The organism is Helicobacter rappini (assembly GCF_900198625.1).
Classification (GTDB): Bacteria; Campylobacterota; Campylobacteria; order Campylobacterales; family Helicobacteraceae; genus Helicobacter_A; species Helicobacter_A rappini.
In genome coordinates, this window is sequence record NZ_FZPK01000025.1 from 1 (window position 1) to 16,928 (window position 16,928).

The window sequence follows — 16,928 nt, forward strand, 5'->3', positions numbered from 1 at the left end:
GTGTGCAATAATACAACAAACAAGTTGATACAGATTCTAGTTCTCTGACAAATCTGTGTGGGCTACGAAGTTTAGATCGTAATTTTAGAACTAGAATCTCTTTTGGCACAGAACACATCTAGCAATACGCTACACAAAACACTAAAACTCTATAAAAACTTTAGAATCTAATCCCTGCCATTATTTGGTGTAATAATAGCCTTTGGTGTGTAGTTTGTAGAATGATAGATAAAGGTTTGAAAGCTTCGTGCGTAATATTTTACAATCATTTGTTGCATAAAATGTTGTGTTGATGGGTAAAACCACGCATTATTGCTTAACATAAGAATGTATTTTGCCCCCGTGTTATAGGGTAGCTCCATAGTCCCCTCATAGCAGTTTGCAATAGCCACATGTAAGCCTTGAGTGATAAAGGATATAATTTCATCACCTTTATTGAATCCAAAGCTATCGCCAAAAATCTCTTCAAAAATCGGCGATAAAATAGCATTAAATGGTAGTGTCTCCCCAAAAGGCACAAGGGCGTTTTTATCTGCGATGAGACTATATCCTTTTGAGAAAATATAGACACTATTATAATAGCCAAAATCTTTAGTCGGCGTATTGATATAGCTAGATTCTATGGAATCAGAATCTAGTGTTTTTTCTCTTTGCTGTAAAGTATCAAGTGTGAAAAGAGATGAATGCTTTTTATGTGTGTTTATAGAATCTATTTTGTTGTATGTAGTTTTTGAGTTTGTTTTAGAATTTAGATTCTGTTTATTGTCATTTTGAGCCATAGCTGAAATATCTTTGCTAGATTCCAAGCTTTTGGATATTTCGCTTTGCTCAACATGACAAGCATTAAAATCTAGATTCTGTGTCAAGTCTGTGTTGTTTGTATCGCAATGACTAGAATCTAAAAACTTACCAAGTTCTATATTTTGCACACGCATAGCCCCAGTTACAATAGTGATATGCCTGCTTAAATCAAGCAGCTTGTGATACAGCTCTGTTTGTGTGTTTAGAATTAAAGGAAAGCTTGTTTCAGGCAGGATTACAAGCGGATAGCCTTCATCTATTGCTTGTTGTATAGCTTCTAAATTATTAGCGATTATACTTTCTCTATTTTCTTCTTCCCAACGCATATCTTGTTTGTATTGCGTTTCTATGATTTTTGCTTGTAGTTTTGGGTCTTGTCTTGTCATATCATAGTCTAAAGACATGAGTAATAATAATGGGGCAAGGAGTTGTAGGGCACTTTTTGTGATGATAAAATAACACGCAAAAGCAACGCATAAGAGACTTAAAAGTGATGCTTCAAACACACTATATGAGCTTAAATACGCAATATTCAACCAATTAAAATCAAGCGGATGAAGAATAAAAAGTGATGCCATAGCGATGATACGCCATACTAGATTCTGAAAATATAATAGAATCCAAAAAAACAAACCATAAATAATTCCCACGCAAATAACAATAAAAGGTATAAGCAGACTTAAACCCTCAAAGCGAAAGCTAAGTGTCATCCAATAGAATCCAAAAATCCCCACAAAAAACCCAAACCAAAAGCGATACATTCGCGGCATGAATAAAAATATAGCAATGCTTAATGGATAGCACAGGCTAACACCTATATAAGTATTTTTATGTAGTAAAGAAAAGATTCCAACACAAAGTATTATAAATACAAGAAAAAAGGGTAATGCAGTATCAACGACATATTTTTTAGCGTGAATTAGGGGCTTTTTACTTAGTGTGTTATTGTGAGATTCTACCTTTAGGCGTATCAGTATAGCACAGATATACAGCATAAAAGCCACTAAAAAAACACAAAAGATTCCATACAAAATAGGTGGCAGAATAGATTCTAATATAAAGCACCAAAATGGCAACCAAAACAGAAAGCCAAAACATATACCCACCATTGCTTTATGTAATATTTTTTTGAATCTTGTTTGCTTTTTTAATGTTTGTGTAGGTATTGCTTGGGTAACCCCACCTTGCATAATCCTAGAAAGTAGTAATGGGGAAAAAATATAAAATGGATAGCAAAATAAAACTTGTAATAAAGAAGTAGTATGTAAATATGTAGTCGCATGTCGCAATACAAGAAAATGCTTTGTTTTACATGTTATAAAGAATGTCTTTAAAAAGTTATATATTGTGTTGTTTGTGTGTTGTTGTGAGTTTTGTGTCAAAACAAGCCTTTTATTGTTTAGTGCTATAAATGCGATATTTTATCATAAATGCAAGACTTTAGATGAAGTAATTATGGCAAACCGACTTTTAGAATCTTTTATAACGCATGAAAACCACATACAAGCTTATAGGAATTTATATCTGTAATACATGAAAGTGTGATACAATATTACAGATTCTATACCATGGATATTAGGGAGAGACAATGGCAGCATTACAAAAAGAAGAGATTGAGGCAAAGTTACAAAATCGCTTAAAAGCTCTATCACACACGACAAAAAGCACAATATTACAAAATGATTCCACAAAAGCATGGCTAAAAGAGCAACTCTCACTCATCAGTGTGCCAAAAACCATGCTTGATACTTGCGTAGAGATTCTAGAATATATGGGCGATTTAAAGGTGGTATGGCTACATTTACAAGAATGCACGGGGTGTAGTGAGAGTTTATTGAGGACAGAGACGCCTAGCTTTGAAGTCTTACTCTTTGATATATTTAAGATTGTCTATCATGATTTAGTGATGGTATCAAGCGGACATGGGGCAGTTGCTGCATTAGAGCATGCAAACTCACATGAAAAGTATGTATTGCTTGTTGAAGGCAGCATTCCTATGGGCTTTGCAAAAGATTATATCACGCTTGGGGATAGAAATGGCTATGATGAAATCTCGCATTTAATACATAATGCAGAAGCGGTATTTGCCATTGGGACATGCTCTAGCTTTGGTGGGATTCAGAGTGCGTATCCAAATCCTACAAATGGACATGCTTTAAGTGAGATTTTTGAAAGAGAAATCATTAATGTCCCGGGCTGTCCGCCAAGTGATAAAAACATTGTAGCAACACTGCTTTATTATTATTTATTTGCAGAATCTCCTAGCCTTGATACACTGAAACGACCATTATGGGCGTATAGCAAAAGTGTGCATGATTTGTGTGAGAGAAAAAGCTCTTTTATGGCTGGTGATTTTGTAGAATCTTTTGATGATTCTAATATGAAAGAGGGCTATTGTCTTTATAAAGTCGGCTGTAAAGGTCCATATACTTACAATAACTGCCCGAAAGTGAAATTTAACGCAAAGACAAGCTGGCCTGTGCAAGGCGGACATGGCTGTATTGGTTGCAGTGAGCCAAACTTTTGGGATAATTTTGGCAATATTGAAAAGCCCTTAAGCAATAAAAGCTTTTTTACTCTTAATGAAAAGTTCATGCCAAAAATTATCCCCCTAATCCTTAAAAAGTTAGAATCTCCTATAAAAAATACGCAAGAATATATCGATTTTGCAAACACACTAAAAAGCACAAAAAGCCTATTTATAAACCTAAATACAGATGAAAGCAGTATGATAACTTATGAAAATAATGAATATAAATCGCTATTAACCTGCTCTATCTCACTCAATCCAAAGCTAACACTGCAAAGCTATGAAAGCAAGAATAAGCAAGGAAAAAGGCTATATGCAAACTATCAAAATACAATGAAAAATCGCTATGAAAGTCTAATGAAACTTAGTGATACTGAAAGAGTAAGCAAGAATATCAATGATATATTTAGCCTTTTTGGGCTGATTCTAGATGATGGTGAACTGCTTGAGAGTGAATTAAATATGATTAATGCGTGGTTAGAATCTAGCTTTAATGCCTTAAGTGAAAAGCTTCAAGCCACACATATACTGCAACTCGCAAAAGATTTTAAATTCCCACATATAAGTGAGCTAGGCTTTAAGTTTAAAAAAGATGATGAAGGCTACACGCTTGATTATACAAAGGCATTATCCATTGCTATGGCATATCGTATAGGTGGGTTAGATATGTATGGATTAGCATATAGCATGGCGTGTGATTTAGCAAATGCCTTTGTTGAGATTATAGACACAACACATGATACTATCGTATTGCAAGGTAAGATTTTTCAGCTACCTTTTATCCAGCAAATTTTTACCAAAAATCTAAAGGATAAAATGATTATTGTGCTTACTTGTTAGCTTGCGAGGTATGTTTTAGAGTCTAGCAATTGTGGGCAAAAGACTTACTCACACATGTAAGATGTGGTCGGAAAAATATCTAGTAGATTCTAAAAATACCACTACATTTGTGTATGTAAAATAATAAACTGCTCTCTTAAAAGTATAGAATCTGTCAAATGTGAGTGTGAGATAAAATCTCAGTAAAATGTAAATCTTATGCGTTTATGGCGAGAATGTAATATATACATACCCTTGTTTTTAGAAAGAATTTAATTTATAATTCCAGCATGGAGTATAGATATGAAGTATGATTCAGATTCTTTTTTTATGCGTATCGCACTAGATTATGCGTGGAGTTTTCAGACATTGACACTGCCAAATCCTTGTGTTGGGTCGCTTGTGCTTTGTGATAATACAATAATTGCACTGCAAACACACAAAAAGGCTGGATCGCCGCATGCTGAAGTGCTTGCATGCAAAGAAGCATTTTTGTATAAAATTACACATGATGAAGTAGCTAAAAGAGCAGTTTTAGAATCTTGTAAAAAGCAGGGATTAAATAAAGATAATATTTTATCGTATCTTATAAATACATTACAAAATATGCAAGATTCTAAACATATACATGAGTTTATCACAGCTTATCATAGTGGTATATTTCATAATTGCGAATTTTTTGTAACACTGGAGCCATGCAATCATTATGGCAAAACACCACCTTGTGCAGAACTCTTAAAGACGATAGCGCCAAAACGAATTATTATCGCTCATGAAGATAGCACACCAAAAGCAAGTGGCGGGGCTAACACATTGGCACATATTCCCATTACACATGGAATCTTAAGAGATGAAGCACATAAACTTCTTTTTCCTTTTTTGCAATGGCAAAAAAAGCGAAATTTTACTCTATTTAAGATCGCACATAGACTGCATGGCGATTATAAAAATGGCATTATTAGCAATGAAGATTCTAGAATCTTTACGCATAATATGCGTTGCATCGCTGATTATATTATCATATCTGGGGCTACTTTGAGAGATGATAATCCATTGCTTGATACGCGTTTTTCACTGCCATTTTATCAACAAGATTCTATAAATCCAAAGATTTTAATCTTAAGTAAAACTATGCAAGAAAAGGATCTCAAAAACTATAATATAGCCCATAGAAATGTATCTATTATTCGATCTACTAGGGAGATTCCAAGTAGTGGGTTTAAGATTATTGAGGGGGGATTTGCATTTCTTAATTCATTGCTGCAAGATATAGAGACAGAGAATGCCATGCCAATTGATTGCATTATGGGTTATATTGCCCCCGCCTTTAATCTAGATGAAGATATAGTGCATAAAGCTATGATAGAGTCTAATAGAAATGAAAACAAGATTCAATACACACTAGCACATACAACTACACTGACAGATTTTTGGTTGCAAAAGATGAGTGAAATACAGACAAGTAAAATAATAGAAAGCAATGAAATGACAGCAAATATAATATATTACCTATTTATCAAATAGATACATAAAGCCTTTTCTATTTATCTTTTAGTATGCTATTGTTTTTTTATGTCTGTATATCAAGTTTCTAAAATTAGAGAGACTTAATGTGTCTTTTGTATCGTTTAAACCTTTTGTGATCAAATAGGGCTAAGAATCTAAGATGATTTTCCCTTGATTTTGGAATTGAGCTTTAGATTTGCTGGTGCTAAAATCACAACAGATTCTAAATTTACACCGCGATTTCACGCATGTCGCCAAATTCCATAAATGCCTTAAATACAAGTGTGATTAAGCCAATGCGATTTTGCTTTAACTCTACATTATCCGTCATTATTAAGACATTATCAAATACAGAATCTAAATCGCTTTTGAGTGCAAATAAGCTCTCTATCTGTGCTAAATACGATTCAGAATCTAGAGTATTGTTTGTAATTTCTGTTTTCTTGCTTTTTGTATATGCCATGAGATTATTATAAAGTTTTGTCTCACTCTCTTCAAATAGGCTTGTGTTTAGCGTTATGTCCTTAGTAAGATTTGCATTATCTAAAATATTTGCTACTCGCTTGAAAGTGCCTATCACAGATTTGATATCCACGCTTTCAAAATATGAAGCAAGGGCTAGAATCTTATCAAAGCTTTGTGTGATGCCAAATCCCATAAGTAGCACACAACGCACAATGCTAGGATTTACGCCCGGAAAGATTCCATATATTCTCTCCATCATAAAGTCTATAAGCATATTTTGCTTTGCGTTGTTATAATCTTTACTTGCTAGATTACATATCTCTTTTATGCTTAAGTCAAAGCCAAATTGATGTGCGATTTTTAGAATCGCCGTAGCTTGTCGTCTTAGTGCAAAGGGGTCTTTTGAGCCACTTGGAATCTTATTAATATTAAAGAGTGTGAAAATGGTATCAAGCTTATTTGCCATATTTACAAGTGCGCTGATTTTGCTGCTAGGAAGTGTTGCTTGTATGCCATTTGGTAGATACTGCTCTCTTATTGCAAGGCAAACTTCAGATTCCATGCCACAATCTTTTGCAAAGTATGATCCCATAATGCCTTGTAACTCGGGGAATTCCCCCACACTTTGGGATAATAAATCGCATTTTGCATATTTCAAAGCTTGTATTACAAGGGCTTTTTCATTTTCACTGCATTCTATATGCTTTGTGTTGAGTAAGGCTATAAGGCTATTTGCCATGTTTTGCTCTCGTGCAATCTTATCTGCAAGGCTTCCAGCCCCCTCCATAAAGCTAATAGAATTTAGACTTCCAAACTCCATTTTAGAATCTATATCTTGTGTGTAGAAAAACATAGCATCTTCAAGCCTTGCCCTTAATACCTTTTCATTCCCCTTTGTAATAAGTGAGAAATCACCGCCAAAAGAATTACTCACAACTACAAAGCCATGAAAAAGATTTGAATCTTTATATACCGCAAAATATCTTTGATTCTCTTTCATAGAGGTTATAATCATTTCTTTTGGAATCTTTAGAAACTTCTCATCAAAGATTCCTAGCATTGCATGTGGATATTCTGTAATCGCTACTATCTCTTGCAATAAGTCTGTATCAATCTCTACTTTTATATTATGTTTATTTTCAAGCTCTTTTATCTCTTGTAGTATTAAGTCTTTACGCTTATCTTGGTCTAGTATCACGCCATTTTGTGAGAGAAAATCAAGGTAAGATTCTATACTTGTAGCATAATGACTTTTTTGTTCTCCATTTGTATCTTTTGCTTGTCTATGTGCAAAAATAAGATTGTTTCCTTGAATATTATAAGCATTGCAAGGGATATTTTTATGATCTAGCATAATGCAAATATTTCGTATTGGTCGTATAAAGCTATCCTTGCAATCACCCCAACGCATACTTTTACCAAAATGCAGTGAATGAAGCAGAGTAATCACCATAGATTCTAAAAGATTACTAGATTCTATTCCTTTTACTTCTTTTTCATAAAATAGCACCTCCTTATTATCTTTAATCGCTGTTTTTACCATATCTTTAGTGATATTATTTTTTTGCAGAAAGCTTTGCATTGCCTTTGTGGGATTATTGCTAGAATCATAGGCAATAGCAAGTGGTGGTCCATAGGATTGTGTCTTTGTGTCAGGTTGTTTTAATGCAAAATCTTTATGGATAAAGCTTAGTCTTCGTGGTGTGTAGAAAAAGTCAAAAGGGGCGTCAAGATGACTATCTTTTAATATCTTTTTCCAATTTTCTTTGATATTGCTTAGATTTTTTAAAAGTGGAATTGCGGGTAATTCTTCTGTGAAAATTTCAATAAATAATTCTGCCATTATACTCATGCCTTTTTAAATTGATTGTATAATTTTAGCAAATAAAAGTGAAAAAGGCTAAAAGGTGCAAAGAATATTTATCACTACGATTTGGTGCTATGCTATCTCTGTGCTATTGTGTCAGAATCTAGTCGCCCAAGAAAAAATCACTATAAAGATAGAAGGCACTTGTGTCGCATTACAAGACTTTACTAAAGACCAAAAAGATGTATTAATGTATGCTTATTATTATGGTAGAGATCATGGCTTTGGCTATCTTATGGCAGCAATCGCATGGAAAGAATCGTGTGCGGGTGAATATTTATTGAATTTCTCTGATCCATCTGCTGGGATTTATCACGCACATATTCCCAATGTGATTAGAAAATATACAAGCTATCAAGATTCTTCATTTTTGCGTAATGTTGTGGGGCAAATGCTTATTTCTGATCCTATGTTTGCATCATCTATTGCCCTAGATAATCTTCGGTATTGGCATAAAGTCCATAAGGGCGACTTACACAAAATCATAAAGTCTTATAACAAAGGCTTTGCGTGGAGAAATAGAGAGAATGTAAATAGACAAGCCCAAGCCTATTATATAGATATTATGCGAAAGATAAATGAGCTTGAAGTCTTTATCCCGCAATACATTCATACTTATAAATTGCAAGCACCTTATAGAGATTTTAAGGTAAAGTTTGATGGGAAAAAAGGTAAAGAAACACAAGCTAAGTAGTTTGAAGGAAAATATATGCGATTTAGCCAAGCAAATAATTCACAACAGCAAACACCACTATCACCGCCGATAAATCACACATTAGCAAAAGATAGTATAAGCACAGATTCTACACAAAATATAGATTCTACTTGTCATGTTGAGCGAAGCGAAACATCAAAGATTCTAGAATCTATACGACTCTCTATCTCTGGTATGCGTTGTGCGAGTTGCTCTGCAAGTATTGAAAATGAGTTAAGAAAAAAAGAGGGCATAAAAGAAGCAAATGTATATATCCTAAATAACACAGCAGTAATAAAATTTGATAAAGAAACTTGCGATATAGATTCCATAATATCATGTATAGAATCTTTAGGCTTTAAAGCAAAACTTGCCCCAAATTCTAGCTTTACTTTAGCAAATAACAAAAATCAAGCAAATACAAACTTTAGTCTAAAACCATTACATACAACTTCTAGCCCCACTTTCAATATGCTAAAAGATTCTAATCCGCTTGAGTGTGCCACTGAATCTAAAACACAAAAAATAGAGAATATAGAATCTACCCAAAATAATGCAATAGAATCTAATCTCCATGATACTAAAAAACATGAAGTAACTTTTATAGAATCTGAATCTAAAAGCACAGGTTTTGTCTGTCATGTTGAGCGAAGTGAAACATCTAAAACAATGGATAATTTAGATTCTACAATTCATACAAATAACGATATAGAATCTAGTAAAGATATTTCGCCTTTTTCAAAGGCTCAATATGACAAGATTCTAGATTCTACACTAACAAACCACGCAAACAAACACACAAATTCTAGTAATTGCTCTATGGCTTTGGAGGCTTTGAGTGAATTAGAGGGTGGGAGTTATCTAAGCGATAATGACTGCCCCTCTAATTCACTCAATCGTTCAAATTGTATAGACAAGGGCGAATTTTTACAGAATACAGAATCTACAAAAAATACCAATAAAAACACTGCGGAAGTATCTTGCAATGATTTTGTGGGTTATCAAGGTGAGGGCGAAGGGAGTGTATATAAAATACATGACCAAGCCCTCGCCGCAGATTCCCGCAAAAGCATGCAAGAGACACCGCAGCAAAACATTCTGCAAAAATTAAATCACTACATAGAACACACCCTTTTAAACGATAAAAGGCGATTAGTTTTTAGCATTATCTTATCTCTAGTGATAGTGTATATAAGTATGCTACATGATATGTTTAGCCTTCCCTTGCCACAAATTTTGCATAATCCTTTTCATAATGGCTTGACACAGCTTTTTATTACACTTTGTGTTATGCACTTTGGGCGGAGTATATATTTTCATGGATTAAAAGCGTTGTTTGCCTTGCGACCTAATATGGATTCACTTGTGAGTGTGGGGAGTTTATCAGGCTTTTTATATAGCTGCTTTAGCTTAGCACAAATGCTAAAAGGCATAGAGAATCATTTATATTTTGAGAGTGTTTGCGTGATTCTAAGCTTTATTATGCTTGGGAAATTTATAGAAGAAAACGCAAAAAATAAAGCTATAAATAACGCAAAATCTCTCTTGCAAAGACAAAGTGAGATTGCCCTAAAAATCATAAATCCACACGATATAGCCGCCCTAAAAACTGAAGAAATCTCACCCTATAATCTTCAAATAGGCGATTATATACACATACTTCCACACAGCTTTATCCCCATAGATTCTATACTTTATTCAAATGAATCTCATATCGATGAGAGTATGCTTAGCGGTGAGAGTATCCCTATCAAAAAGGAAAAGGGCATGCAGCTTTTTGCAGGGACGCTAAACCTTGATACGCCTTTAATTGCTCGTGTTAGCCATACCTTAAGTGATTCTAAAATCAGCAAAATGCAAAGCTTATTAGAGCAAACCCTTGAGAGCAAGGCACAAATAGCAAAACTTGCGGATAGAATCTCACTCATTTTTGTCCCGCTTGTCATGTTTCTTGCTACTTGTAGTGGAATCTTTTGGTTTATATATGAAAACTTAGAGAGTGCTATGCTATATTTTTCTAGCACACTTCTTATCTCTTGTCCTTGTGCCTTAGGACTTGCCACGCCAATGGCAATACTCTTTGCAAACGCTAGGGCAAATCACTTTGGAATCTTTTTTAAAAACGCACAAAGCCTTGAAAATCTAAGCAAAACAGATTATGTAGTCTTTGATAAAACAGGCACTTTAACAAAAAGGGATTTTAGTCTGCATAGCATATTCTTACAGGAAAATATAAGTGAAAATGAGCTATTACGCATTGCTTCTTCTATTGAGATTTCAAGCAATCATATTATCGCTAAGGCAATTTGTGAGAGTTTTCATAATGAATCTAGTGATACACAACTCTATAAACAGCTAGATTCTAAACACTATATGAACGCAGGGATAGAATCTAAACTGCTTATAGATTCTAAAGAGAGAGTGTTTTTAATCGGGAATGCGAAACTTTTAAAGGATAGGGCAGGGCTATCTGTTGAGACAAATTCTATAAAGGGTTGTGTTTGTGTGTATATCGCTGAGATTATGCAGGATAGGGCGATTTTACTAGGGCGTATATATCTAGCAGAAGCATTAAAACCATACGCACAAGAGATGATAACTATGCTTAAAACAGGCGGTTTTCAATGTGAGATTCTAAGCGGGGATATGAAAGAAAATGTGAGCTATATCGCTGATATTTTAGGCATTCCTTATAAGGCAGAGTGTCTGCCAGAAGATAAAATGCGATATATAGAATCTCTGCAAGAAAAAGGGCATAAAGTGATTATGATAGGCGATGGGGCAAATGACTCTATTGCGATAGCAAAGGCTGATCTTTCACTCGTTATGGCAAGTGGGAGTGAAGTAAGCATTGAGTATGGCAATATTATCTATTTTAGAGATGATTTGCTAGGCATTGTGGAAGCACTGCATTTAGGTAGAAAAACACTACATAATATCAAACAGAATCTAGGCTTTGCATTTTTATACAATATCATTTGCATACCCATTGCTATGGGCGTATTTAGCCCTTTTGGAGTTATGCTAAATCCAATGCTTGCAAGCCTTGCTATGAGCCTTAGCTCTATTAGCGTTGTGGGCAATGCAAGTAGATTGTATGGGGTTTGGAGATCGTAGAATCTATTTTTAGATTAATATAGTATAATTTTATTTACTATTATTTAATTATTGTTTAAGGGAGATTCTATGTTTCATAAGTTTTATTCAATGCGTAAGCACACAAAGATACTTGATCGCTCACTTAATGCCTTAGGTATTGGCTCTGGTGGAGAAGTCTTTGATAGCGGGGAAGAGATAGCTTTTAATATCTTGCTTAAAAATTCATATTTTAGTAATAAGACTTCATTTTGTATTTTTGATGTAGGTGCAAATGTGGGCAAATACACAACATTATGTTTGCGACATATGGGGGGGGGGGGCAAACACCTCTCAAAATAAGAATACGCTAGATTTTAAAATCCATTGTTTTGAGCCATCGCGCTATACTTTTGAAAAACTCTTACAAACACATAGCAATAACGAAAAAGTAATTCTTAATAATTTTGGTTTATCAAATGCTGAAACCAAAGCAACCCTATATTCAAATGCCGATGGTTCAGGACTTGCAAGTCTTACAAAAAGACGACTCGATCATTTTAATATTGACTTTAACAAAACAGAGCAAATTCAACTTAGCACACTTGATACATATTGCAAAGCACAAAGCATCTCGCACATAGATTTATTGAAGCTTGATGTGGAGGGACACGAGCTTGATGTATTAGATGGTGCGAAAGTTATGTTTGCAAACAAAGCTATTGATATGGTTACCTTTGAGTTTGGTGGTTGCAATATTGACACACGCACATTTTTTCAGGATTTTTGGTATTTCTTCAGTAAAAATGATATGGCAATTTATAGAATCTTGCCTAATGCGACTTTATATCACATTGATAGTTACAGGGAAACCGATGAGCAGTTTATCACTACAAACTATATTGCAATTACAAAGAAATGCAAGATTGATAAAGACATGTTGGCAAGATAGTATAATAGACATTTAAGATTCTCATTACTGAAACATCAATAAACTATCTTAGTGTATAGCAGAATCTTTCCTTGCTTAACATTATTACTTAAGCAAAGCAATTGCATAAAAGATTCTAAAATCACTGCATTTTTATGGAGGGGGGGGGGTAGGCACCATAGTGTTGCACATTATTAAAACTTACAAGAAAGTAAGCAAAATCTTATACTAGAGAGTATAGCTTTCTCAATATGCTTTATCGCATCTAGGACAAAATGTGTCACACTTTGCTAAATATACGCTCTTTTGAGTTTGACATTAAGGAAGTTTATAAAGTCTTGTTGCTTGTGAAATTTTGTGTTCTTGTTTCTAGCCCTTGTTTTTTGTTAGGTTTTTATCTTTGTCTTTTAGTGTTTGGAACTTTCATTGGCAATCAAAGATTCTATGCTTTTGATTTTTCTGTGGTGATTGCAATATGGCCAAACTCAGCATTGTCATAAAACTTGCGATCATTATTTTGAATATTTTGTAGGAACAACTCGGCGATAATGATAGTAAATAATTGCTAGATTATCTAGCTATGTATGGAAATTAGGATTTGATTCTATTATTTAAGCCCTTGCTTAGTTAAAACCGCATTTTGCTTAGCACACATTAACAAGGCACAATATATAAACCATTGCGCTTAATCTTACCCTCTAGTTCATACGCAAAGACTAAATCTCCAAAAAGTTTTAAGGCATCTTCAAACAATCCATTATTGTATGCAAACTCTAGGAGCGGGTCTTTTATCTCTTGCATATAGGCGATATTGTGAATCTCACAAGCATTTTTTACAAAAGATTCTATATCATAGATACATTGTGCCTTCTGTGCTTGTAGCAACTCTTGTGTGCCACGACTTTCATGCAATCTATGGGGCAATACAAAAAGGGGCTTTTGCAGGGTTATGGCTAGATTTGCCGATGAGCTTGAGCCACTTTTTATATCTGCTTGGGGGATGATTATGATATCACTCCATGCAATTATCAAGCGATTTCTCTCTAAAAATGTATGCTTCATGGGCTTATAGGTGCCGCCATATTCGCTTAAAACCAGCCCATTTTGTGCTAGATTATTAATCAAAGTAGCATTTTCTTTAGGATAGATTGCATCAATACCGCAGGGCAAAATAAGAATGGCGTTATTATTCGCGTTTAAATGTGCGATAGAATCAATGCCAATAGCCCCACCGCTAACGATTACAAAGCCTTTTTGTGAAAGCGTGTTTGCTAGTTGTGTAGTTATTTGTTTTGCATATTGATTTGGCGATCTTGTGCCAATGATGGCTACTTTTGGCTTTTTGAGTAGGGATAGATGCCCACGCGCAAAGACTCCATTAAATGCTTTGTATAAATGTTTGCTTTTGAGATTATTTTCTTTTGCCTTATGTATTAAATCATCAAGCAGGGCGATTTTATCCATTGAGAGATATTTGGCTAACGCACTAGATTCTAAAAATTCACTTTGAGCTGGGGTTGTGTGCATAAATGTCCTTTTGCGGGGATTGTAGATTCTTGCTAGCTTACAAATACAGGCATACAATAATGAAGCCACAAACAAAAATCCGTAGAAATCCTTGTAGAATTATGCAAACCATAGACAAAATTTTTTTTCGAATCTAAATGTTTTTGGGTTACATAATATTCTGCCTTGCCTCATATAACGACTTATTAGAATCTAACTCTACACCACAAAATTGACTAATTTATTTGGCACGAAGATTTCTTTTTTAATGTCGCTTGTAAGCCATTTTTCTGCTACGCTTTTAGCAGCATTTATGACTTCTTCTTTTGTGGCATCTGTAGGCATCATAACTTCAGCTCGTTTCTTTCCATTGACACTGATTGCATAGGTGATTTCATCTTGTTTGAAAGCATCTTCATCAATCTCAATGGGCGTAAAATTTGCGAGATTAAACAACTCTTGACTAAGCTCACTTGCAATATGCGGGATAAAATTCTCTAAAATATGAAGCAATATAAAATAGCCCTCTGTGAAAACTAAATCATCATCTTGTGCAGACAAGGCATTGTGTGCTTCCATACATGCCGCAATTACGACATTAAACGGATAGCCCTCAATCTTTTTATTAAACATATTTTGTTGTTTTTGCAGGGCTTCATATACTTTTAGTCTTGCGGTTTTGGAATCTTTATTTAGTTTCTGTGTGTCTATCTTTGGCAGTGTCTCACACTTTTTCACGCGCACTTTTCTATCAATGAGACGGCAAATAAATTTATAGCACCCAACCACGCTATTATCATTCCAATCAAGCGCATAGCTAGATGGTGCAGCAAAAAGGATAAATAACCTTGCAGTATCTGCTCCATAAGATTCTATAATATGTCGTGGTTCTACTACATTGCCTAGACTTTTTGACATTTTCACGCCATCTTTTAGCACCATGCCTTGCGTTAGCAAATGTGAAAAAGGCTCACTAAAGCTAATATAGCCTAGATCTCGCAGCATTTTGGTATAGAATCTCGCATATAAAAGGTGTAAAATCGCATGTTCAATTCCACCGATATACTCATCAACTTCCATAAAATATTGCAGAGATTCCGCACAAAAGGCTTTGTCTTTACGCAATTCCTTTGGCGTTGTGTAATGCAGGAAATACCAGCTAGATTCTACAAAAGTATCCATAGTATCAGTCTCTCTTGTAGAATCTGTGTTGCATTTGGGGCATTTTGTATATTTCCAAGTTGCATGTTTTTCAAGCGGATTGCCCTCACCTGTTATCTCAATGTCATGTGGTAATTCAACGGGTAAAACGCTAGATTCTACCACACCACATTGTGGGCAATGGATAAGTGGTATAGGTGTCCCCCAATAGCGTTGGCGTGATATGCCCCAATCTCTTAATTTGTAGTTTGTAGTTTTTTTGCCTATGCCTTTTTCTTCAAAAAGGGCAATGATTTTATCCCTTGCTTCTTTGCTATTTAGCCCTGAAAATATATCGCTATTACATAAGATTCCATCTTCTGTGTTTGGCTTATGTATGCCATCATTTTCGCCCTTTGCTTCTATGACGGGCAGTAAGGCTAGATTATATTTTTTTGCAAACTCAAAATCCCTTTCATCATGGCTTGGCACACTCATAACAGCACCACTTCCATAACTCATAAGCACAAAGTTGCTAATCCATACAGGAATCTTTTTCTGTGTGAGTGGGTGCAAGACAAAAATGGGGAGAGATATGCCTATTTTATCAGCTTTTGATCGCTCTTTTTCAGCTTGATTGCGGATATTTTTGATTATTTCTATATCATTTTTTGCTAATACATTTTTTTCAATAAGACAATCGACTATGCTATGTTCCGGTGCGATGACACAATAGCTCACACCATAGATTGTATCAGCCCTTGTGGTATAAACATCAAGTGTGTTGATTTTATTATCTAGCAGATTTTTAGAATCTTTGCATAACTCAAATGCAAATGATAAGCCGCTAGATTTTCCTATCCAATTTCTTTGCATACTTAAGACTTGTGGGGGCCATTTACCCTCTAAAGATTCTAAATCATTGAGTAACTCTTCTGCATAGTCTGTGATTTTAAGATAGTATTGATACATTTCTTTTTGCACCACAGGGGTATCACAACGCCAACATTTACCATCGATGACTTGTTCGTTGGCTAACACGGTTAAGTCATTTGGACACCAATTGAGAAAGGCTTTTTTACGATAGACTAAGCCTTTTTGCCATGCTTTTATGAAAAACTCTTGCTCATATTTGCTATATATTGGATCACAAGTCTCTAGCACCCGCTCTTTTGAAAAGCTTAACCCCATAGTTTGTAATTCTTTTAGCATAACCTCCATATTGCTATAAGTCCAGTCTTTTGGGTGGATTTTATGCTTTATAGCGGCATTTTCAGCAGGCATACCAAAGGCATCAAAGCCGATAGGGTGTAATACATTATAACCATATATGCGATAATATCTAGCCATTGCATCGCCTATGCAATAGTTTCGCACATGTCCCATGTGGATTGCTCCACTTGGATATGGAAACATTGAGAGAATGTATTTTTTAGGTTTTGAAAAGTCATTGCTTGGCTCAAATACGCCACTTTCTTGCCATATTTTCTGCCATTTAGATTCTATTGCGGCTGGATTATAGTTTTCATGTGTCATTTGTGAATCCTTCAAAAATAATTGCAATTTTATTGTTATTTATTAAATACTTTTTTAA

General features: G+C 34.8%; 10 protein-coding genes. 6 read left to right on the forward strand and 4 right to left on the reverse strand.

Going from position 1 to position 16,928, the window contains the following annotated elements; all coding sequences use genetic code 11:
• Positions 1–167 precede the first annotated feature (167 nt).
• Positions 168–2,183, reverse strand: coding sequence for a nitrilase-related carbon-nitrogen hydrolase (locus C6H17_RS06325; RefSeq protein WP_020995500.1), 2,016 nt, complete (start codon positions 2,181–2,183; stop codon positions 168–170).
• A 206-nt stretch (positions 2,184–2,389) separates the two neighbouring features.
• Here C6H17_RS06325 and C6H17_RS06330 point away from each other — a divergent pair, with 206 nt between their 5' ends.
• Both C6H17_RS06330 and ribD read left to right on the forward strand, forming a co-directional pair.
• The gene (locus C6H17_RS06330; RefSeq protein WP_005217072.1) at positions 2,390–4,171 is read left to right on the forward strand and encodes a hydrogenase small subunit; all 1,782 of its coding nucleotides are present in this window, start codon (positions 2,390–2,392) and stop codon (positions 4,169–4,171) included.
• Between the two features lie 282 nt (positions 4,172–4,453).
• A complete protein-coding gene (gene ribD / locus C6H17_RS06335; protein WP_020995501.1) occupies positions 4,454–5,674 on the forward strand; it encodes a bifunctional diaminohydroxyphosphoribosylaminopyrimidine deaminase/5-amino-6-(5-phosphoribosylamino)uracil reductase RibD in 1,221 nt (406 codons plus the stop codon).
• A gap of 211 nt (positions 5,675–5,885) precedes the next feature.
• Here the strand turns inward: ribD and glyS are convergent, their stop codons facing one another.
• On the reverse strand, positions 5,886–7,964 hold the full coding sequence (gene glyS / locus C6H17_RS06340) for a glycine--tRNA ligase subunit beta (protein ID WP_005217075.1): 2,079 nt from the start codon (positions 7,962–7,964) through the stop codon (positions 5,886–5,888).
• Between the two features lie 64 nt (positions 7,965–8,028).
• On the opposite strand from glyS, the gene C6H17_RS06345 reads away from it, so the two are divergent.
• From C6H17_RS06345 to C6H17_RS06355, 4 genes are all read left to right on the forward strand, one after another.
• Positions 8,029–8,682 carry a hypothetical protein gene (locus C6H17_RS06345; protein ID WP_005217077.1) on the forward strand — a complete coding sequence of 218 codons (654 nt, stop codon included), beginning with the start codon at positions 8,029–8,031 and terminating at the stop codon, positions 8,680–8,682.
• Between the two features lie 15 nt (positions 8,683–8,697).
• On the forward strand, positions 8,698–11,799 hold the full coding sequence (locus C6H17_RS06350) for a heavy metal translocating P-type ATPase (RefSeq protein WP_005217079.1): 3,102 nt from the start codon (positions 8,698–8,700) through the stop codon (positions 11,797–11,799).
• Between the two features lie 69 nt (positions 11,800–11,868).
• Positions 11,869–12,120, forward strand: coding sequence for a hypothetical protein (locus C6H17_RS12485; RefSeq protein WP_199768863.1), 252 nt, complete (start codon positions 11,869–11,871; stop codon positions 12,118–12,120).
• Positions 12,053–12,709 carry an FkbM family methyltransferase gene (locus C6H17_RS06355; protein WP_199768864.1) on the forward strand — a complete coding sequence of 219 codons (657 nt, stop codon included), beginning with the start codon at positions 12,053–12,055 and terminating at the stop codon, positions 12,707–12,709. The genes C6H17_RS12485 and C6H17_RS06355 overlap by 68 nt, the downstream gene beginning before the upstream one ends.
• Before the next feature lie 633 nt (positions 12,710–13,342).
• Here C6H17_RS06355 and C6H17_RS06365 read toward each other — a convergent pair.
• Entirely contained in the window at positions 13,343–14,215 is an 873-nt protein-coding gene (locus C6H17_RS06365; protein ID WP_020995503.1) for a DNA-processing protein DprA, read from the reverse strand.
• A 198-nt stretch (positions 14,216–14,413) separates the two neighbouring features.
• Positions 14,414–16,870, reverse strand: a complete 2,457-nt coding sequence (gene leuS / locus C6H17_RS06370; protein WP_020995504.1) for a leucine--tRNA ligase — start codon at positions 16,868–16,870, stop codon at positions 14,414–14,416.
• Positions 16,871–16,928: the final 58 nt, after the last annotated feature.

Excerpts from the sequence above, each read along its gene's own strand:
- C6H17_RS06330 (WP_005217072.1), top strand. The coding sequence starts at position 2,390 with ATGGCAGCATTACAAAAAGAAGAGATTGAGGCAAAGTTACAAAATCGC.
- ribD (WP_020995501.1), top strand. The coding sequence starts at position 4,454 with ATGAAGTATGATTCAGATTCTTTTTTTATGCGTATCGCACTAGATTAT.
- glyS (WP_005217075.1), bottom strand. The coding sequence starts at position 7,964 with ATGGCAGAATTATTTATTGAAATTTTCACAGAAGAATTACCCGCAATT.
- C6H17_RS06350 (WP_005217079.1), top strand. The coding sequence starts at position 8,698 with ATGCGATTTAGCCAAGCAAATAATTCACAACAGCAAACACCACTATCA.
- C6H17_RS12485 (WP_199768863.1), top strand. The coding sequence starts at position 11,869 with ATGTTTCATAAGTTTTATTCAATGCGTAAGCACACAAAGATACTTGAT.
- C6H17_RS06355 (WP_199768864.1), top strand. The coding sequence starts at position 12,053 with ATGTGGGCAAATACACAACATTATGTTTGCGACATATGGGGGGGGGGG.
- C6H17_RS06365 (WP_020995503.1), bottom strand. The coding sequence starts at position 14,215 with ATGCACACAACCCCAGCTCAAAGTGAATTTTTAGAATCTAGTGCGTTA.
- leuS (WP_020995504.1), bottom strand. The coding sequence starts at position 16,870 with ATGACACATGAAAACTATAATCCAGCCGCAATAGAATCTAAATGGCAG.